This is a genomic window from Arcicella sp. GW821-FHT09D11 (assembly GCF_059416265.1).
Window position 1 is genome coordinate 48,443 of record NZ_JBWKOV010000002.1, and the last position, 19,528, is coordinate 67,970.

General features: G+C 35.7%; 20 protein-coding genes. 6 read left to right on the forward strand and 14 right to left on the reverse strand.

Annotation, left to right across the window (positions count from 1 at the left end; all coding sequences use genetic code 11):
• Nucleotides 1-40: 40 nt before the first annotated feature.
• The 3 genes from AC07N0_RS05620 to AC07N0_RS05630 form a co-directional block, all read right to left on the reverse strand.
• Nucleotides 41-1,000 carry an AAA family ATPase gene (locus tag AC07N0_RS05620; protein WP_309924180.1) on the reverse strand — a complete coding sequence of 320 codons (960 nt, stop codon included), beginning with the start codon at nucleotides 998-1,000 and terminating at the stop codon, nucleotides 41-43.
• A gap of 313 nt (nucleotides 1,001-1,313) precedes the next feature.
• The gene (locus AC07N0_RS05625; protein ID WP_494588435.1) at nucleotides 1,314-2,522 is read right to left on the reverse strand and encodes a GTP-binding protein; all 1,209 of its coding nucleotides are present in this window, start codon (nucleotides 2,520-2,522) and stop codon (nucleotides 1,314-1,316) included.
• Nucleotides 2,489-2,896 (reverse strand): MerC domain-containing protein, encoded by a 408-nt coding sequence (locus AC07N0_RS05630; RefSeq protein WP_494588436.1) that lies wholly within the window; start codon nucleotides 2,894-2,896, stop codon nucleotides 2,489-2,491. The genes AC07N0_RS05625 and AC07N0_RS05630 overlap by 34 nt, the downstream gene beginning before the upstream one ends.
• A gap of 117 nt (nucleotides 2,897-3,013) precedes the next feature.
• Here AC07N0_RS05630 and AC07N0_RS05635 point away from each other — a divergent pair, with 117 nt between their 5' ends.
• Nucleotides 3,014-3,565, forward strand: a complete 552-nt coding sequence (locus AC07N0_RS05635) for a hypothetical protein (protein WP_494588437.1) — start codon at nucleotides 3,014-3,016, stop codon at nucleotides 3,563-3,565.
• 224 nt (nucleotides 3,566-3,789) lie between these two features.
• Here the strand turns inward: AC07N0_RS05635 and AC07N0_RS05640 are convergent, their stop codons facing one another.
• Entirely contained in the window at nucleotides 3,790-4,308 is a 519-nt protein-coding gene (locus AC07N0_RS05640; RefSeq protein WP_494588438.1) for a DUF192 domain-containing protein, read from the reverse strand.
• A gap of 314 nt (nucleotides 4,309-4,622) precedes the next feature.
• Here AC07N0_RS05640 and AC07N0_RS05645 point away from each other — a divergent pair, with 314 nt between their 5' ends.
• From AC07N0_RS05645 to AC07N0_RS05655, 3 genes are all read left to right on the forward strand, one after another.
• The gene (locus tag AC07N0_RS05645) at nucleotides 4,623-5,240 is read left to right on the forward strand and encodes a DedA family protein (protein WP_492801395.1); all 618 of its coding nucleotides are present in this window, start codon (nucleotides 4,623-4,625) and stop codon (nucleotides 5,238-5,240) included.
• Between the two features lie 29 nt (nucleotides 5,241-5,269).
• The gene (locus tag AC07N0_RS05650; protein ID WP_494588439.1) at nucleotides 5,270-5,737 is read left to right on the forward strand and encodes an NADH-quinone oxidoreductase subunit A; all 468 of its coding nucleotides are present in this window, start codon (nucleotides 5,270-5,272) and stop codon (nucleotides 5,735-5,737) included.
• A gap of 199 nt (nucleotides 5,738-5,936) precedes the next feature.
• Entirely contained in the window at nucleotides 5,937-6,095 is a 159-nt protein-coding gene (locus AC07N0_RS05655; RefSeq protein WP_494588440.1) for a hypothetical protein, read from the forward strand.
• A gap of 7 nt (nucleotides 6,096-6,102) precedes the next feature.
• Here AC07N0_RS05655 and AC07N0_RS05660 read toward each other — a convergent pair whose 3' ends face one another.
• Nucleotides 6,103-7,134 (reverse strand): PorP/SprF family type IX secretion system membrane protein, encoded by a 1,032-nt coding sequence (locus AC07N0_RS05660; RefSeq protein WP_494588441.1) that lies wholly within the window; start codon nucleotides 7,132-7,134, stop codon nucleotides 6,103-6,105.
• A gap of 522 nt (nucleotides 7,135-7,656) precedes the next feature.
• Between AC07N0_RS05660 and bshC the strand changes: the two genes are divergently transcribed.
• Nucleotides 7,657-9,204, forward strand: a complete 1,548-nt coding sequence (gene bshC, locus AC07N0_RS05665) for a bacillithiol biosynthesis cysteine-adding enzyme BshC (RefSeq protein WP_494588442.1) — start codon at nucleotides 7,657-7,659, stop codon at nucleotides 9,202-9,204.
• Nucleotides 9,205-9,288: 84 nt separating this feature from the next.
• On the opposite strand, the gene AC07N0_RS05670 is transcribed toward bshC, so the two are convergent.
• Nucleotides 9,289-9,756, reverse strand: coding sequence for an Lrp/AsnC family transcriptional regulator (locus AC07N0_RS05670; RefSeq protein ID WP_309924199.1), 468 nt, complete (start codon nucleotides 9,754-9,756; stop codon nucleotides 9,289-9,291).
• Nucleotides 9,757-10,423: 667 nt separating this feature from the next.
• On the opposite strand from AC07N0_RS05670, the gene AC07N0_RS05675 reads away from it, so the two are divergent.
• A complete protein-coding gene (locus AC07N0_RS05675; RefSeq protein WP_494588443.1) occupies nucleotides 10,424-12,097 on the forward strand; it encodes a glutamine--tRNA ligase/YqeY domain fusion protein in 1,674 nt (557 codons plus the stop codon).
• 272 nt (nucleotides 12,098-12,369) lie between these two features.
• On the opposite strand, the gene AC07N0_RS05680 is transcribed toward AC07N0_RS05675, so the two are convergent.
• The 8 genes from AC07N0_RS05680 to AC07N0_RS05715 form a co-directional block, all read right to left on the reverse strand.
• Nucleotides 12,370-12,927 carry a carboxypeptidase regulatory-like domain-containing protein gene (locus AC07N0_RS05680; protein WP_494588444.1) on the reverse strand — a complete coding sequence of 186 codons (558 nt, stop codon included), beginning with the start codon at nucleotides 12,925-12,927 and terminating at the stop codon, nucleotides 12,370-12,372.
• Nucleotides 12,928-12,935: 8 nt separating this feature from the next.
• Nucleotides 12,936-13,907 (reverse strand): signal recognition particle-docking protein FtsY, encoded by a 972-nt coding sequence (ftsY, locus tag AC07N0_RS05685; protein WP_323247207.1) that lies wholly within the window; start codon nucleotides 13,905-13,907, stop codon nucleotides 12,936-12,938.
• A 195-nt stretch (nucleotides 13,908-14,102) separates the two neighbouring features.
• Nucleotides 14,103-14,255, reverse strand: a complete 153-nt coding sequence (locus tag AC07N0_RS05690) for a DUF4295 domain-containing protein (RefSeq protein WP_309924211.1) — start codon at nucleotides 14,253-14,255, stop codon at nucleotides 14,103-14,105.
• Between the two features lie 121 nt (nucleotides 14,256-14,376).
• The gene (rpmG, locus tag AC07N0_RS05695) at nucleotides 14,377-14,559 is read right to left on the reverse strand and encodes a 50S ribosomal protein L33 (protein WP_109742450.1); all 183 of its coding nucleotides are present in this window, start codon (nucleotides 14,557-14,559) and stop codon (nucleotides 14,377-14,379) included.
• Between the two features lie 309 nt (nucleotides 14,560-14,868).
• Nucleotides 14,869-16,488, reverse strand: a complete 1,620-nt coding sequence (locus tag AC07N0_RS05700; RefSeq protein ID WP_494588445.1) for an acyl-CoA carboxylase subunit beta — start codon at nucleotides 16,486-16,488, stop codon at nucleotides 14,869-14,871.
• A gap of 305 nt (nucleotides 16,489-16,793) precedes the next feature.
• Nucleotides 16,794-17,261, reverse strand: coding sequence for a DUF3299 domain-containing protein (locus tag AC07N0_RS05705; protein WP_494588446.1), 468 nt, complete (start codon nucleotides 17,259-17,261; stop codon nucleotides 16,794-16,796).
• A gap of 291 nt (nucleotides 17,262-17,552) precedes the next feature.
• Nucleotides 17,553-18,809, reverse strand: coding sequence for an ABC transporter permease (locus AC07N0_RS05710; protein WP_494588447.1), 1,257 nt, complete (start codon nucleotides 18,807-18,809; stop codon nucleotides 17,553-17,555).
• Nucleotides 18,810-18,812: 3 nt separating this feature from the next.
• Complete coding sequence (locus AC07N0_RS05715) at nucleotides 18,813-19,439, reverse strand: ABC transporter ATP-binding protein (RefSeq protein WP_323247203.1); 627 nt, start codon at nucleotides 19,437-19,439, stop codon at nucleotides 18,813-18,815.
• Between the last annotated feature and the right edge of the window lie 89 nt (nucleotides 19,440-19,528).

Here is a 19,528-nt window from a genome sequence, read left to right on the forward strand (position 1 = left end):
TTTGTTGTAGAAGATTGTGTAGAAAATCTTCTACAATTCTTTACCTGCCAATCGCTACTCTTCTTAAAATAGTGTCGATTACCTGCATCGTTGTGATACCATCAGCCTCAGCTTCATAATTAAGCATAATTCTGTGATTCAATACATCTGGAGCTATTTCTTTGATATCTTCTGGTAATACATAATCTCGACCATCTAAATACGCTAAAACTTTCGCTGCTAAATTTAAATTGATGCTTGCACGAGGCGATGCTCCAAATTGTACATAACGCGCTTCTTCCCTCAATCCATAATCTCCTGGCTTACGCGTGGCAAAAATCAATTCGATGATATATCGTTCAAGGGTTTCAGAAATAGTAATATCATTGATTTCCTTTCTGATTTTGAAAATGTCTTCTTTATTAAGGATAGGTTTTGGCTGATAATTAAAATCCATGTTCGACATTTTCCTCATTACTTCCAATTCTTGTTCTTTATTGAGGTAGTCAACAAATACTTTGAGCATAAACCTATCTACTTGTGCTTCTGGTAAAGGGAAAGTCCCTTCTTGCTCTACAGGGTTTTGAGTTGCCAGTACTAAAAATGGTTTATCAAGCGGATAAGTAAAATCACCGATGGTCACTTGTTTCTCCTGCATGGCTTCCAAAAGGGCAGATTGCACCTTTGCTGGGGCACGGTTTACCTCATCCGCTAGAATAATATTAGCGAAAACTGGTCCTTTTTTCACTTCAAAATCATCAGATTTCCGACTATAAATCATCGTTCCGATAAGGTCGGCAGGTAATAAGTCGGGCGTAAATTGAATACGGTGAAAATCTAACTTAAGGATTTTTGATAAAGTATTTACGGATAATGTTTTGGCCAAGCCCGGTACGCCTTCTAATAAAACGTGTCCGCCTGTAAATAAGCCAATAAGTAGTCGATTCGTCAATTTTTCGTGACCTACCACTACCTTTCCCATTTCTTCAAAAACTTGATTTATTTTTTCTCGTGAAGTCATTATTGTATTGAGGTAAGATTAATTAGCCAATGTTTATCAATTTATGAAAACCTAATAAACGTTGGCATCTACCATATAAAGCTTATATGTATGTGTTCATTGTAAAGCAATTTTACGAAAAAAAATTGGCAATCTGTATCTTACAGTTCTAAAATCGTTAGGGAGACCATCTTTTTTAAGATAGCCTATACGCTAATACATTTCGTGCGCTCTTAGGTTTTATAATAGATAAAAAAGTGTTCTTACATAAAAACCCATAAGCCAAAAGCCTATGGGTTTTAGTATTACACTACCTTTATTTTACTTAAGATTTTTATTGAAATACTGGAAATGGGTCTATAAATGTTCCTTTATTTTGCATTCGTACAATTTCTTCTTCAACACAGAGACATTCCTCCAACTCCTCAATAATGGCTTCTTTGTCTAAATCTTGACCAATAATTACTAACTCATTGATTCTATCTCCAAAGCGTTTATCCCACCGTTTCATGATGGTTTCCTTGTTTTCTAGCCAAGCGGGATAAAAAGGACGTTCCCATGAGGGAACATCTGCCCACCAAGAACCAGCCCAATCTGCACGGACTGACCCGCCAGCCTGACCCCAATTAAGGGCATCTTTGGGGCGAGAGGCTATCCAGAATAAACCTTTCGAGCGAATAATGCCGCCATGCCAATAGTTATTAATATAATTCCAGAATCTTTCTGGATGAAAAGGACGAGGGTCTCTGAATACAAACGAGCTAATGCCATACTCTTCTGTTTCAGGGGTATGCTTTGCATTGGCTAATTCTTGTATCCAGTCAGTAGTATTAGAAGCCTCTTCAAAATCAAATAAACCAGTATTCAATATCTCTTTTGTGGGTACTTTTCCAAATTCAGCTGAGAGTATCTTAGCCTTAGGATTTAGCTTTTGAATAATAGCCTTCAATTCGCCTACTTTTTCTGGCGTTAATAAATCCGTTTTGTTCAAGATAATTACATTGGCAAATTCAATTTGTTCAATCAGCAAGTTTACAATTGTTCTAGTATCACTTGGGTCTTCGTCGTTCATGCCACGTGTCCACACAGTATCAATAGAGCCAAAGTCTTTGGCAAAATTGAAACAATCTACGACTGTAACCATTGTATCTAGTCTGGAGAATTTAGATAAATCTATGCCATTTTCTTCATCGATATAACTAAAAGTTTGGGCAATGGGCAAAGGTTCTGAAATCCCTGTTGATTCAATTAAAAGGTAATCAAAACGATTTTCTTTGGCCAGCCGCTCTACTTCAATTATCAAATCTTCCCGAAGCGTACAGCAAATACAACCGTTTGATAGCTCGACTAACTTCTCATCGGTTCTTGATAAGGTATTTTCTTGTTTCACCAATTGGGCATCTACGTTTATTTCGCTCATGTCATTTACAATAACTGCCACTTTTAGGTTGTCTTTATTATGTAAGATATGATTGAGCAACGAGGTTTTTCCTGCACCTAAAAAACCACTTAACACTGTAACGGGGAGTTTTTTGTTTGACATCTTCTGCAATTTCTAATATTAATGATATGAGTGATGATGAGTCCAACTGAAGCAAAATAGCCCAGTAGATTGATGTATTTAAAGTCGTCTTCAAATAGAATAGCGCCTGCGAAAAGCGAGAAGAATAACCAAAATGAACTACTTATTTTCTGTGAAGTGCTTTCTTTAGTAGTAAAAAATACTGCTACAAAGCAGGTAATTAGAAAGATATAATCCCAATAGCGGATACCTTCATGAGCGCTAACACTGGCTTCTGTTTTATAATAAGCTTGTACAAGCATTATTAATGGTGTAGCTAAGCAATGCACCAAGCAGATTCCTGAGCCTAATATGCCTAGGTAATCATAACGATATTTAAAAAATAGTTTTTTCATATTTGCAACAATGTTGCAAATATGACAACAGAAATTTTATTTTGCAACAATAGTGCAAAAATATTATCTCCATTTGTTATATTTGCAACGTTATTGCATTATATAAATTCAACAAATATGAAATTGACTAAGAAAACACTTTTAATGGCAACGTTAGCCTTTGCTTTGGTAGTAGGATGTAAGAAGGATGACCCTGTACCACAGGAAGACAATGAGAACCTAACAACGGTAAGGTTGAAATTTACTGAGGGCGGTGTTACTAAAACTTTTTTATTCAAAGACCTTGATGGTATTGGAGGAAATGCCCCGACGATTGATAAGATTTCGTTAGATGCGAACAAAACCTATGCTTTGGCTGTCGAGATGCTAGATGAAACAAAAACGCCTGTTGTCAATGTGACAGAAGAGATTCAAGAGCAAAAAGATGAACATTTGTTTGAATATATAGCTACTCCTGCAACATTATTAACTGTTTCTGGAAAAGATAAAGATTCTCGTGGTTTTGATGTGGGCTTGACGGCCACTGTAAAAACTTCTGTAGCAGGAACGGGCAAATTGCAGGTGGTTTTACACCATCAACCACCAGTGAATGGCTCTCCAATCAAAAATGGTTCATTTACGGTAGGGAGTATAGATTTTGATGGGACTTTTGAGGTGGAGGTTAAGTAGATTGTAGATATAAGACGTTAGACACAAGATTTTAGATTTAAGATTCTAGACATTAGACTCAAGACTGGAGAAACAAGAGATAAAATACAAGGTTTTTAATACTAATAGTAAAAAAAACTTTAAATCATGTATCCTAGCCTTTCCTCTTATATCTTTTTCTTGTGTCTTTCGTCTTGAGTCTAATGTCTAGTGTCTAACGTCTTGTGTCTAAAATCTCCCCTAACTCACCACTTCAACAAATCCCCCTTCTCAATCCCCTTTCTTTGGCAAAACCCTGCATTTACTTCTAATACATATTTTGCGTTTTCATAAGATGGTATCTCTTCTTCTGAAAATGGAGCTCTATTGGCTTGAATGGTTACAACTCTTTTTTGGGTATCTAAAAAAATGATATCAAGAGGAATAAAAGTGTTTTTCATCCAAAAGCTTTGAGGCTGATTTTCTGGCATGATAAACAACATTCCACAAGAGTCGGGCATTGAACGACGAAACATTAAGCCCTGTTCTGTTTCCTTATCATTATCGGCAATCTCAATCGTTAATTTTTGTTTAGTCTTTACAAATTCTAACTCTCCTTCTTTTTTAAAAACAGGTTCTGCCATTTCTGGAATTACGCTAATTGTATCTGCTTCGGCGGTCTCAGCATCAGAAGATGAATTATAAAAAAACCGGATGAGATTAGAAGAGAAAAACCCTCCGAGAAGTAGTAGAAGCACTAAAATGATAATGATAGTTTTTTTCATAGTCGTTAATTCATTTAAGTGTTTTTTAGGAAACAATGATTTGATTAATTAATGATTTTAGGATTAGAGAATTTGTCTGAAATTTAAGTAATTTTACTAATGTAACATTCAATGTTAACAGAACGCTTTGTTAAGTATTTTGTTTTTGATTGTATGAAATACTCTTTAAATCAATTAATAAAATTAAAATAAACAGATTGATAGACTAAATTTGTCTTTCAGTTGTTTAGTTATAAACTAACGTTGAAAAAAGCCTCTTAACAGAAACAAGTATTTTATACTTCAGCCCGACAGGCATTTCATCTATTTGTAAAATGGACATATCCGAAATCATTAAATACTTATCAGATTCTAAGGAAATCATTAGTGCGGGGCTTTTTGCTATTACCTTTGTTGTATATGCTGAAAACGGTTTGTTCTTTGCCTTTTTCCTTCCTGGTGACTATCTGCTTTTTTTGACGGGTGTTTTTGTAGGAACAGGCTTCCTAAAGTATACTATCGGAACGGTTTTGTTATACCTTTTTGTGGCGGCCGTAGTAGGCTCCTTAACGGGCTTTTTGTTTGGGCGGTTTTTTGGCAGTAACCTCGAAAATAAGGCCGATACTTGGTATTTTAAGCAAAAACACTTGGATTCTACCCGCGATTTTTTTGAAAAATATGGTAGCCAAGCATTAATAATTAGTCGATTTTTGCCTTATATCCGTACTTTTGCTCCAATTTTAGCAGGAATTAGCCGAATGAATTACCCAAAATACCTCTTTTTGAATATTGCTGGCGGTGCAATTTGGGTTGGTTCTTTAGTAGGCGGAGGCTATTATTTTGGAGTAGAATTCCCTTGGATTATCAACTATGTTCATTACGTTATTTTATTCTTCTTGGCTATCACCACTTTTACGGTAGTAAAAGGATACTTGAATTTCAGGAAAAAATAAAAAATGCCTAACGACAATACCTTTTTACGATGATTACTGATTTTGGTTATATATTACTCTTTATCATTGCTGCGATAGTTTTTGTAGCCGTAATATTATTTTTGGCAAAACTGATTCGCCCGAACCGCCCGAATGAGGAAAAACTCACTACTTATGAGTCGGGGGAAGAGCCAGACGGGAATGCAAACGTTCGATTTAATATTCGTTTTTATGTAATTGCCTTGATTTTTATCCTTTTCGACGTCGAAATTATCTTTTTATTTCCTTGGGCAACAGTTTTTGGCAATCAGCGATTAATTGCTGATACAGATGGTTTGTGGGGGTGGTTCTCGTTAGTAGAAATGTTCGTATTTATTGGCGTATTATTGATTGGCTTAGCCTATGCTTGGATAAAAGGTCATTTAGACTGGGTACGTCCAGAAGTGAAAATTACTGAATATGAATCTAAAATACCTGCTTCGCTTTACGATAAAATAAACGAAAAATATAGCAAGTAAAAGCCGTAAGATGTTGGGAAATCGTAAAAAAGCCTTGTTTTTTACCATCTATTGCCCTTTTCTTAATGTCGATGGCATGGCGATTTTTCCTTTTATACTTGTTAGAACAAAATCCCCTTCTAAAATATTAATTAATCATGAGTGCATCCATTTAGCGCAACAGCTCGAGTTACTCATCCTCCCATTTTATATTTGGTATTTGTCAGAATATTTATTGAACAGGTTCAAAGGACAAAACCATCAGGTAGCGTATAGCAATATTTGTTTTGAGAAGGAAGCTTATGAAAACGAAGACAAGCTAGCATATTTGGAAAATAGAAGAGCTTGGAGTTTCTTAAAGTATTGGAAGATTGGCTAGCGATAAACTACCATAGATTTTGTGGACAAAGTACTCGTTGACGATTATTCAACATAATGCCAATTACTACCTCATGCGACCCTCTCGAGCGTTCCTTTAGTCCAGATAATGTATAGTCGTAAGAATACCCCAAGTTGATTAACGAACTAATATTTGCACCAACTAATCCCACAAAAGCATCTTTATGACGATATGATGTGCCAAACCAAAAGCGATCTCTGAAAACAGTTTTTACATTAACATCAAAACTGATGGGAGCTTGTGCTACTCTTTTAATAAGTGTAGAAGGAGTGAGGGTCCAATCTTCACTGAGTTCTTGTCTAAAACCTGCTGTTAGAAAATAATGAGGTATGGCATCGCCACTCCAACTTTGATTAGGGTTATCCGTATTTTTATAATTAAAGCTATTAAAAATAAATTGATTAGCTGACACTCCCACAAAAAACTGCTTTGAATATAGCCAAGCACCAGCATTCAGATTGGGTTGAAGAGCTGTAAGCCTTGAGCCTGCAACAATAGCTTGGTCAGGGTTGTCTTTTACCTGTACTTTGCTGAAATCTACAGTGTATTGAGATATTCCACCAGAAAACCCGATGGCAAGTTTCATTTTCGTGGTAATAGGGACGTGTAATGAATAGCTGATGTTAAAACTATTCTGCGTATTGGCTCCTGTTTTATCAGATACTAATATAAACCCAATACCGTGGTGGATAGGTACTTTAGCCGAAGTATTGAATTGGTTTGATAGTGCCATAGGTCGCCGAATAGACTTACTAAAATTAGGACGAACGCCCGTACTTGTTCTATCTGTCTTGCCAATGGGCATATGAGCCGACACATAATAAGTAGTAGGAGCTCCCTCAAAATCTGTCCATTGGTTTCGATAACCCGTTTTAATATCAGTATAATCTTCAATGCCCCCAACTGCTGGATTGATTAAATAGCTATTCATCATGTATTGACTATACTGAGGTTGAGTTTGGGCAAATGCCATCAAACTCGCGGTAATCATTAAAAAAACAAGTATAATTTTGGGCATAATAGCGATGAAGTTCACATTTTAATACTAAAGATAATAATAAAAGAGGTTTTTCTATTAATATTCTAATGAGTATCCAACCTTTTGAAAAAAATATGTGTCTATTATCATGCTTACTAGTTACTATTAGTCGATTTATTTACTTCAATCAAAATAACGGGTAGATAAGCCTGTTTTTGGAAGGTAAATATTTAGAAATCAAAGAGGTAAGTGAAAAAAAGCAAAGACCCATGAAACCTTAGTTGTTTTTATCACGTAGATGATATTAGAAAGACAATCGGCTTGGGTTTGTGTAGAAACTAAGATTGTACAGGTTTTCATAAAGATGCATTACTGCAAAATTTTATGGAAATAAAAGATAATTAAATAGCTTATGGAGAATATCGAAAGCCTTTAGAAAATTTCTAAAGGCTTTTTTGTTGAAATTCTTGCTAGAAAAGAACAAAGTTTAAAACTTCTACGTTAAACTTGTAATCCAAACAAGACTGTTTGAATTTTAAATATCAAACGCATAAGGCAATAATGCAAATACATCAACTACCGTTAGAGGACGTCAATCAGTTTTCGTCTCTTTTTTTAGACTTCATTAATCAATCCACAAAAACTAAAGATTTTTACGAAAATTATCCCGCTCTTCAAGGATTTGAAAAGCAAATCGCTTTAAAACAATTTGATTCAGCCAAACGTAGTATTTTAGTAGAAACGCTAAAAAAACAGTATTCAGGTATAAGCAATAAGCCAAATGTTGATATTCTTTTAGAAGAAAATACGTTTACCGTTACTACGGGACATCAACTCAATATTTTTACAGGCCCTCTTTATGTAATTTATAAGCTTGTTACAACAGTTAACTTGGCGAAATCATTGAAAAATGCTTTTCCAGCTTACAATTTTGTACCAGTATATTGGATGGCAACAGAAGACCATGATTTTGCAGAAATCAATCATTTTTCATTGTTCGGTAAGAAACTAGCTTGGGAGACAGCCCAAAAAGGAGCAGTAGGTAGAATGAACCCGAAAGAATTAGAGGCTTTGATAACAGAAATGGCCGAATGTCCTGCTATTTTCAAGGATGCATACCTGAACAATGAGACTTTGGCCAATGCAGCACGATGTTACGCTAATGATTTATTCGGAGACCAAGGATTGATTTGTATCGACGCCGATGACAGAAATTTGAAAAAACTGTTTGCGCCCATTATTAAAAACGATTTACTACACCATACTGCTTTTGATGTCGTTTCAAAAACTTCTGAAAAACTAGAATCTTTGGGCTATAAAACCCAAATTTCTCCCCGTGAAATCAACTTCTTTTATTTAGAAAATGGACTTCGTGAGCGTATTGTCAAAGAAGGCAATACCTATAAAGTATTGAATACTAATTTGCAATTTTCTGAAACGGAAATCCTTGCCCTATTAGAAGCTGAACCTGAAAAATTCAGTCCTAATGTGGTATTAAGACCCGTTTATGAAGAAGTGGTTCTTCCAAACTTAGCCTATATTGGTGGGCCATCAGAAGTACCTTATTGGCTTCAATTAAAAGGCATTTTTGATTTCCATCAGGTAGCGTTCCCTATCTTGATGCCTAGAAACTTCTGTTTGATCGTCAATAAAGCTACTGCTAAAAGGATAGAAAAATTAGATTTAACCAGTCAGGATTTATTTTTGGATGAAATAAGCTTGAAGAAAAGCTTTATTGAAAAGCATTCTGAAAATAGCTTAAGCCTTTCTACCGAGAGTAATTCTTTTGTGCAGGTTTTTGAGGAGATACTGACAAAAGCAGTAAAAATAGATAGAACGTTGGAAGGTGCCGTAAAAGGAGAGCAACAAAAAGTATTGAATGCACTTGAAAACCTAGAAAAGCGTTTGAAAAAAGCAGAAGAAAGAAACCATGAAACAGAAGTAAATCAGCTGTTGGGAGTAAAACAGAAGCTTTTCCCGAATGGAACTCCCCAAGAAAGAAGCGAGAACTTTTTGAATTTCTATTTGAACAACCCTGAATTCTTGACGCAAATTGCTGAAGTCTTCGACCCGCTTAACTTTAAGTTTTATGTAATTACAGAAGAATAGTAAAAAGCAAAATCATAGAAAAAGGTCGGAAATGTTAAATCATTTCCGACCTTTTTTATGAAAGATTATCTATCTAAATAAAGTTCAAGGGATAGGCAATACCTTACTTTCTTTGAAAGTAGAAAGAATGACCATCGTTTGTGTTCCTGCTACTTCTTCAATCTCATTGATTTTTTCAAGCATCAATTTCTGGTATGAAGCAATATCTTTAGCAATTATTTTCAACAAGAAATCTCCAGAACCTGTAACGTGGTGACATTCAATGACTTCTGGTATCGAGTTTATTTGTGAAACGAAAGATTCAGTAACTTGTTTTTTATGTCCTATCAAAGTAACAGTCACAAAAGTAGTAACTCCTAAACCCACTTTCTCGCGGTTTAATTGTGCATGATAGCTTTCAATTATTCCAGCAGTTTCTAATTTCTTAACACGTTCCAGTGTTGGGGCAGGTGATAGTCCTATTTCTTTTGATAATTGTGCATTAGTAATTTTGGCATTTTGTTGTAAAATTTCTAATACTTTATGGTCTATTTGATCTAGTTTAATACTCATTTCTTCGGAGTTTAGAATTGATGAAAGCGAAAAACGCCATTGATAATTTCAATGGTTTTTCAGAATTACACGATTGTTTAATATGGGTTATTTTTAGTGCGATAGGAAATCTATTGCAAATCTAATAGCTTTTTTGTGATTTTTGTAAGAAATTCTACAAAAAAGCTATTTTTTAGAATAATATTTTTATTATTCGGTAATTATATACCTATCTATTCATAAAATTCTGTGAAAACAGAATTTATATGCTAAAAATAGAAAAGTGCAAAACAGAATCTTATTTTGTATAAATGCTTACTTTCGTTTAGAAATTTTGTGGAAAGAATCTTTTGTTTGTAGCGAATCGTTAAAAATTGGATGGTCAATAGGGCTTTTTAAAGGACATTTAGTTGCTCTTTCTTGTACTAGTTTATGCTACACTCATCAAGATTTTAAATTATTATCTGAAACTTTGTAACCGTAAAGGCTACGAGTTGAAAACTCGTGCTACGGCGTACTTTATAACTTTCTGAGTTAAAAAAAGTTTTTAAAAGCTGATTTGCTGTAAAAACCCTGATTCATTCCCTAAAAAATCCGTAATTTCGTAAGATAGTCTTGTCACGATTTTGTTAATTAGCAAAACAAGTGCTAATATGCGAGAACCAACAAATTGATAACGATTAAGCTTATGGCAGAAGAAGAAAAAAAATCACTTAATTTCCTTGAACAAATTGTAGAAGAAGATTTACAAGCGGGCAAACACGGAGGACGTGTTTTGACTCGTTTTCCACCTGAGCCTAATGGATATTTACACATTGGGCACGCTAAATCAATATGCTTGAATTTTGGCTTGGCTGCTAAATATGGCGGACAAACTAACCTTCGTTTTGATGATACAAACCCTGAAAAGGAAGAGACTGAATACGTAGATTCTATCAAAGCAGATGTTCGTTGGCTTGGGTTTGATTGGGCAGGAGAAGAATTGTATGCTTCTGATTATTTTGAAACCTTATATAATTTTGCAGTAGAGCTTATCAAAAAAGGCTTTGCTTATGTAGACGACCAAACATCTGAGCAAATTGCGTCACAAAAAGGAAATCCTAATTTCGCAGGTGAAGATAGCCCATACCGTTACCGTAGCATAGAAGAAAATTTAGATTTATTCAGTAGAATGCGTGCTGGCGAGTTTGAAGATGGAGCTAAAGTGCTAAGAGCTAAAATTGATATGGCTCATCCGAATATGCACATGCGCGACCCTCTGATGTATCGTATTAAACACGCTCCACACCACCGTACGGGTGATGCTTGGTGTATTTATCCAATGTACGATTTTGCACATGGTCAGTCAGATTCTATCGAAGAAATTACCCATTCAGTTTGTACTTTAGAATTTGATGTTCACCGTCCTTTATACGAATGGTTTATTGAAAAGCTAGGCATTTATCCTTCACATCAATACGAATTTGCAAGATTGAACCTTACTCATACAGTAATGAGTAAACGAAAATTGTTACAATTAGTAAATGAAGGTATTGTAAATGGTTGGGACGACCCACGTATGCCAACTATTTCGGCATTGCGTCGTCGTGGTTTTACACCAACATCAATTCGTAATTTTTGCGAAAAAATCGGTGTAGCCAAAAGAGATAATTTGATTGACGTAGGTGTATTAGACTACTGTGTCAGAGAAGATTTGAACAAACTTGCTACCAGAGTAATGGCTGTTTTAGATCCATTGAAGGTAGTAATTACCAATTATCCTGAAGGACAAGTAGAGGAACTGCACGTAGAAAATAATCCAGAGGATGAAAATGCGGGCAGTAGGATTGTACCATTTAGTCGTGAGATTTATATCGAACAAGATGACTTTATGGAAGTGCCGATGAAGAAATTCTTCCGTTTAGGTCCTGGCTTGATGGTGCGTCTAAAAGGTGCTTATATTATCCAGTGCGATGATTTTGTAAAAGACGAATTTGGCAATATTACCGAACTACATTGCAGTTATATTCCAGAAAGTCGTTCAGGTGCTGATACTTCGGGTATTCATGTAAAAGGTACTATTCACTGGGTATCTGTACAGCATGCTAGCAAAGCAGAAGTCCGTATATACGATAGACTATTAATTTTAGAAGATGCTTCACAAGTAGGAGACGACTTCAAGAAGTTTATCAATCCAGATTCTCTGACGGTTATTCCAGAAGTTTTTGTAGAACCAAGTTTGAAAGAAGCACAAGTAGGAACGAACTACCAATTTATGCGCAAAGGCTATTTCTGTTTAGATCCAGATTCAACAGCCGAACATTTGGTATTCAACAGAACAGTAGGCTTGAAAGATACTTGGGTAAAAGAAAAAGGAAAGTAGGACTTGAGTCATTACGAATTTTAAAGCCATAAAAAAGCGGTCGAAAAACTAATTTCGACCGCTTTTTTATGATTGATGTACAATGAATTCCTACTGTTTGAGCGGAGCGAGACGGGTCGCCGTTGCGATTAGGAATTCTTGATTTTCTTTTGCGGTCCGCCGCGCGGTTACTTTTCTTGTATCAAGACAAGAAAAGTAAGGACAAGGCAATAATAAATACTATCCTTCTAACAACTCATCATTACATATTAAAAATTCGAAATGACTCATGTTTAATATGAAGCTTGATAGTCAATTGTAAAAACAGTGATAGATATTTTGTCTTTACTTACTTTAATGGGAAAAATATTCCCATCTCCATCAAACAAATTTGAATACAAACCTTTATTTCCTTCACGAATAAATAAAGAGTAACGTCCTTCTTCTAAATCAACACAAAACTTCCCTTCTTCATCAGACTTTACACTTTTAATAAATTTTGTAGCAATGGTTTGATAGAACCCATTTTCACGAGTAGTTTCAGCCGTATTCGTCAAATCATACACTACTAATTCTCGTTGAACAGGTTTTGCTTTAGGAATAGGTCTATCAGGCGAAGGCATCATATTCCCAGATTTCCAGAAAATAGTGCCACAGATTCCCTGCTGAACCAAAGCAGATTCATTGGTGATTGGTTTGGTGCCAGTAGGAGCGTCGGGATTGATAGTAGCCTTTTGTACAGAAGCAGGAAGCGTATTTTTCCTTTTCAATTTTTTCTTGGTCTTCTGTCCAAAAGCACCAATCATCGAAAGGCACCCAAGAATAAGTATGAAGATTTTAACTTTGATCATATCAAAGATTATTTTCTTTTGAATAATGAATCAACAAACTCTTTTTTATTGAAAACCTGCAAATCTTCTATCTTTTCACCAACGCCAATGTATTTCACAGGAATTTTAAACTGGTCAGAAATTCCGATTACTACGCCACCTTTGGCCGTTCCATCCAACTTAGTAATAGCCAAAGCCGTTACATCAGTTGTTTTAGTAAACTCTTGTGCTTGAATGAAGGCATTTTGTCCTGTCGAGCCATCAAGCACTAATAAAATTTCGTGGGGAGCATCAGGCAAAAACTTCTGCATTACACGCTTGATTTTAGAAAGCTCGTTCATCAAGTTTACTTTATTGTGTAAGCGTCCTGCTGTATCAATGATTACCACGTCAGCATTTTGTTCTACAGCCTGCTTTACGGTGTCGTAGGCTACAGAGGCTGGGTCGCTATTCATTCCGTGGTCTATTACGGTTACACCTACTCTTTGACCCCATAATTTAAGCTGGTCGACAGCGGCAGCTCTAAAGGTATCTCCAGCACCTAATATTACTTTGTTGCCCGCCTTGTGGAATTGTGAAGCCAACTTACCAATAGTAGTTGTTTTACCAACGCCATTTACGCCCACCACCATAATTACATAAGGCTTGATATTGCTTTTAAAGGCCTCGGACACATCCTCCGACTTATTCTGTGCTAAGAGCTCAGCAATTTCTTCTCTCAGAAGGCTATCAAGCTCAGTCGTTGTTACAAATTTATCTCTTGCTACACGTTCTTCAATTCTACGAATAATTTTCAGGGTTGTATCAACACCCACATCCGAAGAGATTAAAATTTCTTCTAATTCATCTAATACCTCCTCATCGACTTTCGATTTGCCGACTACCGCTCTACTCAATTTAGAAAAAAGACCTTCTTTGGTTTTTTCTAATCCTTTGTCAAGTGTTTCTTTTTCTTCGGTATTTAAGGTTTCTTTTTTCTTAAAAAAATCAAATAAGCCCATGTTTGGTTATCAGTTTTCAGTTATCGTTTTGGTTTGTAGTAGTCAAGCGTTGGATGTTAAATATCATTAGCTGAAATTACCCAATTTTTTCTCTTTAAACTAATATTAAATAAGCACAACTAGTTCCCCAAATATAAAACAAAAAAAGTCCCCTAACCTTATTTAGATAGGGGACTTTCTTTAAAGTCGAAAGAATTAACCTTTCAACGCTGCTGCTACTTCATCTTGAAGAACGATTTCTTCTTTGAATGTGTAAGCACCAGTAGCAGGGTTTTTCACTGCTTTAACGATTTTTGCGTACTTTACGCCACCTTCTTTCTTAAGGGTTGCAACTACTTTCTTTGCCATTTCTTTGTATAAGTTATTGTTATCCGTTTTGAGTTATCGACTGGCTGTAACTTAACTGATGAGAAAACCCATCAATTACGATAACACAGACTTGATAACTTGTAATTGACAACTAAATGAATTACTTAATTTCTTTATGAACAGTCACTTTCTTCAAGAAAGGATTGTATTTCTTTAACTCTAAACGAGCTGTAGTGTTTTTACGGTTTTTCTTAGTGATGTAACGAGACATCCCTGGAACGCCTGAAGTTTTTTGCTCAGTACATTCCAAAATCACTTGGATTCTATTGCCTTTCTTAGCCATTGCTTTGTTTGCTTAATTGGTTATAAAAAATCGTTTTCTATTGATTATCAGTAAATTACAACCCAATCAAACTGAAAAACGAAGATGTGTCTTTGAAACAGGACTGCAAAGGTAGTAAATGTTTGAGTTTTAGACAAATATGTTTTCAAAAGTTTTTAATAAATATTGATAGAATGTTAAAAATAGTCAATTTTGACCCTTTTTAACCCAATTTATGCTTAAACCTTATCATTTTCAAGAACATAATTTTCAAGAGCTTAGTACATTGTTCGCCACCAAAGCCGTTTTTAATAGCTATTTTCGCGCTATCTAAACTTGTAAAAGTCCCATTTTAAAGTCCTTCGTAATTGGCGAATGGTCAGCTGCCAGAATACTGGTTGAAATAATACTTCTTGTAGCCAATGGGTCGATAATTTCATCAACCCACAATCGGGCAGCAGCATAATAAGGCGTAGTTTGCGTATTATATTTATCTTTAATGCCTTTCAAAATGTTGTCTTCTTCTTCTTTCGTAATGATTTTGCCTTTGGCTTTCATAGAGGCTACTTGGGTTTGTAACAAAGTTTGGGCTGCCTGTTCGCCACCCATTACTGCAATTTTAGCACTTGGCCAAGCATAAATAAAACGAGGGTCGAAAGCCTTCCCACACATGGCATAATTTCCCGCACCGTAAGAATTGCCAATGATAATCGTGATTTTTGGGACAACAGAATTAGAAACAGCATTCACCATTTTGGCTCCATCTTTGATAATGCCCGAATGTTCTGAACGACTGCCGACCATAAAGCCCGTAACATCCTGTAGGAAAACCAAAGGGACTTTCTTTTGATTACAATTCATGATAAAGCGTGCTGCTTTATCTGCCGAATCGTTGTAAATAACCCCCCCGATTTGTACCTCACCTTTGGTATTTTTAATGACTAATCGTTGATTAGCAACAATGCCTACTGCCCAACCATCAATACGAGCATATCCACACAGGATAGTCTTGCCATAATCTTTTTTAAACTCATCAAACTCGGAATCATCTACCAACCGCTCAATGATTTCACGCATATCATAAGGTTTAGTTCTAAGTTCAGGAAGAATATCCAGTATTTCTTCCAGATGTTTAGTAGGTGCTTTTGGGGTAGACCTATTAAAACCAGCCTTTTCAAATTTCCCTAATTTGCCGATAGTCCTTTTTATTTGGTCAAGACATTCTTGTTCGGTATCAAACTGATAATCGGCATTGCCCGAAATGGCATTATGAGTATTGGCTCCTCCCAAAGTCTCTGCATCTATTTCTTCACCAATAGCAGCCTTTACCAAATAAGGCCCTGCTAAAAAAATAGAGCTTTGTCCTGTGACCATCAAGGTTTCATCCGACATAATAGGTAAATACGCTCCACCAGCCACGCAACTGCCCAGCACGGCAGATATTTGCGTGATTCCCATGGCACTCATCACAGAGTTGTTGTAGAATACTTTACCAAAATGTTCTTTGTCTGGAAAAATCTCATCTTGCATGGGTAAAAACACGCCTGCACTATCCACCAAGTAAATGATTGGCAATTGATTTTGCATAGCAATTTCCTGAAAGCGAAGATTTTTTTTACCTGTAATGGGAAAATACGCTCCAGCTTTAACGGTTTGGTCATTAGCTACAATTACGCACAATTGCCCAGCAATGTAGCCTAATCCACCAACTGTTCCTCCTGCTGGGCAACCACCGTATTCTTCGTACATTTCGTAGCCAACGAATGCCCCTATTTCCTGAAATTCAGTGTCGGTATCTATTAAATAATTAATGCGTTCTCGGGCGACTAATTTACCCCGTTCATGTTGTTTTTGTATGTTTTTTAGTCCCCCTCCTTCTTTTATTTTATCCAATCGTTGATTCATTTCTGTAAGCAATTGCTTATGAAACTCCTTATTGTTTACAGCCATAGTATGATGATGATTTGAGATTATTGATGAATATAAATAGTACTATTTTTTGATAATTTACAATTATTTTTTGATAATGTAATTTTTAGAAAAAATGAAGACTTGATAAAATATTTGGCTATTAGCTGTAATTGTATACTGGTAATGTTGGTAAAATACTATTCAAACCTGAATGTGATGGAGATTGATTTACTCGTCCAAATATTCTTTGGTTGAATAAAAAATAAAAAACTTTTGCGGAGTAGGTTAGGCATAAAAAAAGCCAGAGAAATGATTTCCTCTGGCTTCTGTATTTATAGATGATGTTATTCTTCTAAATCGGCTTCTTCTAAAATGTAGTTCATTTCATAAATATCATCAGCATTCAATTTTAACTTGCCTTTAAAAGTATGCATCTCGTCAGTTTTGTATTTATGCGAAGCTCCCTTTTTAGGTTTTAAAGACATTACTGACTCTGGTCCTGCACCTCCACAGAAAAAACACTGGCTATACGGAAATGCTGAAAGCACATACATATTAGTAGCAGCATCCACAGGAATTACATAACCTTTGATGATAACTTCCTTGTTTTCTAATTTCTTTACAGCTGGTCCAAAAGTAGGGTATAGCATAAAAATAGATTCTTGTGGATACCATTTTTTCTTAAATACCACATCTTTCAAAATATCCCAAGTGAGTTTTTCTGAAGGAAGAGCAACTGGTTTTTTTATAGGAGTTGCTGACATCAAAGTCAACAACAAGGCACTGAATGTGATTAAAGTCTTGATTTTCATTTTAGTTGTATGCTATCAGCCTTGAGCTTTTAGCTTTTTGTTGATTTTTTTATTTTAATTTTTTACCCGCTGATTTTAGAGATTTTTACCCGCTGATTTTCGCTGATTAACTTTTGGCTTATTTTAATCTGCATTATCTGCGTATTTTTTCCGCGTGAATCAGCGGGGATATTTTATTTTTTACCCGCTGATTTCAGAGATTTTAAATCGCAGATTTTCGCTGATTTTAAACTTTATCTGTGCTATCTCCGTGTTTTTTCTGTGTAAATCAGCGGGTAAAATTAATTTTCATTATTCATCCGCCAAAGTTCTTGAAATATCTATTTTATAAATTCCTAACGAAGGAATAGCTGCTGCCAACAATCCAATTACTAATGCTCCAATGAATAACCATAATTCTTCTGTTAGCAAAGATAAAACGTTGAAGTCATAATGAAAATTTTGTTCTACGTTTTTCGACATTAACCACAATCCCAGTCTACTTAAAGCAATGCCAATCACAAATCCGATTGAGCTGATAATCAAGCCTTCTAGTAATAATAAGAAGAATAGCTTAGTTCTGCTAGCACCCATTGAAAGCATCAACGCCATTTCATATTTTCGTTCTTTAAGCGAATTGTAAAGCGATACAAATACGCTTAAGCCAGATACGATGATGATAACCAAGGCAATGATTTTAAGCGTATCAATCCCAAAGCCCATCAAAGCAAACAATCTATTGATTTCAATAGCAGGCGAAGCCGTTTGCATCGTAGTATTTTGATTGATACTTCTAGCCATCATCATGCCCATTGCAGGATTTCTAAACTTAATCAACATAGCAGTGATTTCTTTAGATTCTTCTTCATGATGATGTTCTTCGTCAGTAGGAGGGGTATCTTCTTCTAATAATTTTAAGGCATTTGCTCCTTTACCCACTTCTTCTTCATGATGTTCGTCGTGAACTGCCCAAACACTCTCAAGTGGCGTAACCATTAATTGGTCGAGGACAGCATTAGTATTTTTTAGAATGCCCACTACTTTAAATTTCTTTTCTTCATGCACATCACCTTCTTTGTCATAGCCGTGTTGCGAAGCAAAAGTATCACCAACTTTTAATTCCAGATTTTTAGCTACTTTCGCACCCAATACCATTTCCATAGGTTCAGAAAAAGCTTTGCCTGATTCAAATGCTGCTTCAAAATGTTGAAGATATTTTTCGTTAGAGCCTACTATTCTGTAGCCTTGATAACTATCACCCATTGATAGCGGAATCGCCGATTTTACCAAAGGATTACGGGTTAGCCTATTGGCTTCGTCTAAAGAAATATTTCCCGTCGGAGCATCTATTTGATAAATACTCGCTAAAATCAATTGTAGTGGACTGCCCTTTGCACCAACCACCATATCTATCCCAGCCACATTTCTGGTAAACTTCTCTTCTAATTGTTTTCCTGCCAAGAGTAATAATGAAATAATAGCAATCCCCAGTGCCATCAGTAAGATACTTAAAAAGCTGGTAAGGGGTTTGTCTTTTAGGTTACTCCAAGATATTTTTAGTAAGTTCATTTGCTATAAATTTATACGTTTTTCAACCACATCTTTCAAGCGTTGGTCATGGGTTACTACTACCAAACTTGCGCCAATTTCTTCAATTTGTGTTTTCAATAAATCTACCACTTTCAAACAATTGTCATCATCCAAGCTAGAGGTTGGCTCATCTGCTAAAATAACAGAAGGTTTATTCATCAAGGCTCTGGCGATGCTCACACGTTGTTGTTCGCCCTGTGATAATTGAGTAGTTTTTTTATGAAGATGTTCGGCAAAGCCCAAACTTTCAGCTAGGTGTTTGGCTAGGTCTTTGGCTTGAGATTTCCCTGCTAAATAATTCGTCAAAACTAAATTTTCTAACACAGAAAGGGAATGAACAAAATGAGGTTTTTGATAAATAATGCCTACATTTTTTGCCCTAAAATCTGCCGCTGACCCGACTGATAAATCGCTAATTTCTTGGTTATTGATTTGGATTTTACCCCCTGTTGGTTTTAGTAAAAGCGCCATTAAATGTAAAAAGGTTGTTTTGCCTTTCCCCGACTTACCCAAAATAAGCATTGTTTCGCGGTCGGCACAGGAAAAATCTGGAAAAGCAAAGCTCTTTTCAGAAGAATACGAGAAGGTAAGGTTTTGCGTGGCTATCATGCTGTTGATGTTTTATACAAAGATAGCTAATGCAATGATATTGCAAGAAATTTGAGGGATAGTTTAATATTTGGGCTATCAGAATTTAA

What these genes read in the sequence shown, in the direction of transcription:
- bshC (WP_494588442.1), top strand. Translation starts at nt 7,657, where the DNA reads ATGCAAATACATCAACTACCGTTAGAGGACGTCAATCAGTTTTCGTCT.
- AC07N0_RS05675 (WP_494588443.1), top strand. Translation starts at nt 10,424, where the DNA reads ATGGCAGAAGAAGAAAAAAAATCACTTAATTTCCTTGAACAAATTGTA.
- AC07N0_RS05645 (WP_492801395.1), top strand. Translation starts at nt 4,623, where the DNA reads ATGGACATATCCGAAATCATTAAATACTTATCAGATTCTAAGGAAATC.
- AC07N0_RS05620 (WP_309924180.1), bottom strand. Translation starts at nt 1,000, where the DNA reads ATGACTTCACGAGAAAAAATAAATCAAGTTTTTGAAGAAATGGGAAAG.
- AC07N0_RS05680 (WP_494588444.1), bottom strand. Translation starts at nt 12,927, where the DNA reads ATGATCAAAGTTAAAATCTTCATACTTATTCTTGGGTGCCTTTCGATG.
- AC07N0_RS05670 (WP_309924199.1), bottom strand. Translation starts at nt 9,756, where the DNA reads ATGAGTATTAAACTAGATCAAATAGACCATAAAGTATTAGAAATTTTA.
- rpmG (WP_109742450.1), bottom strand. Translation starts at nt 14,559, where the DNA reads ATGGCTAAGAAAGGCAATAGAATCCAAGTGATTTTGGAATGTACTGAG.
- AC07N0_RS05700 (WP_494588445.1), bottom strand. Translation starts at nt 16,488, where the DNA reads ATGGCTGTAAACAATAAGGAGTTTCATAAGCAATTGCTTACAGAAATG.
- AC07N0_RS05635 (WP_494588437.1), top strand. Translation starts at nt 3,014, where the DNA reads ATGAAATTGACTAAGAAAACACTTTTAATGGCAACGTTAGCCTTTGCT.
- AC07N0_RS05690 (WP_309924211.1), bottom strand. Translation starts at nt 14,255, where the DNA reads ATGGCAAAGAAAGTAGTTGCAACCCTTAAGAAAGAAGGTGGCGTAAAG.
- ftsY (WP_323247207.1), bottom strand. Translation starts at nt 13,907, where the DNA reads ATGGGCTTATTTGATTTTTTTAAGAAAAAAGAAACCTTAAATACCGAA.
- AC07N0_RS05710 (WP_494588447.1), bottom strand. Translation starts at nt 18,809, where the DNA reads ATGAACTTACTAAAAATATCTTGGAGTAACCTAAAAGACAAACCCCTT.
- AC07N0_RS05705 (WP_494588446.1), bottom strand. Translation starts at nt 17,261, where the DNA reads ATGAAAATCAAGACTTTAATCACATTCAGTGCCTTGTTGTTGACTTTG.
- AC07N0_RS05715 (WP_323247203.1), bottom strand. Translation starts at nt 19,439, where the DNA reads ATGATAGCCACGCAAAACCTTACCTTCTCGTATTCTTCTGAAAAGAGC.
- AC07N0_RS05630 (WP_494588436.1), bottom strand. Translation starts at nt 2,896, where the DNA reads ATGAAAAAACTATTTTTTAAATATCGTTATGATTACCTAGGCATATTA.
- AC07N0_RS05625 (WP_494588435.1), bottom strand. Translation starts at nt 2,522, where the DNA reads ATGTCAAACAAAAAACTCCCCGTTACAGTGTTAAGTGGTTTTTTAGGT.
- AC07N0_RS05650 (WP_494588439.1), top strand. Translation starts at nt 5,270, where the DNA reads ATGATTACTGATTTTGGTTATATATTACTCTTTATCATTGCTGCGATA.
- AC07N0_RS05640 (WP_494588438.1), bottom strand. Translation starts at nt 4,308, where the DNA reads ATGAAAAAAACTATCATTATCATTTTAGTGCTTCTACTACTTCTCGGA.
- AC07N0_RS05660 (WP_494588441.1), bottom strand. Translation starts at nt 7,134, where the DNA reads ATGCCCAAAATTATACTTGTTTTTTTAATGATTACCGCGAGTTTGATG.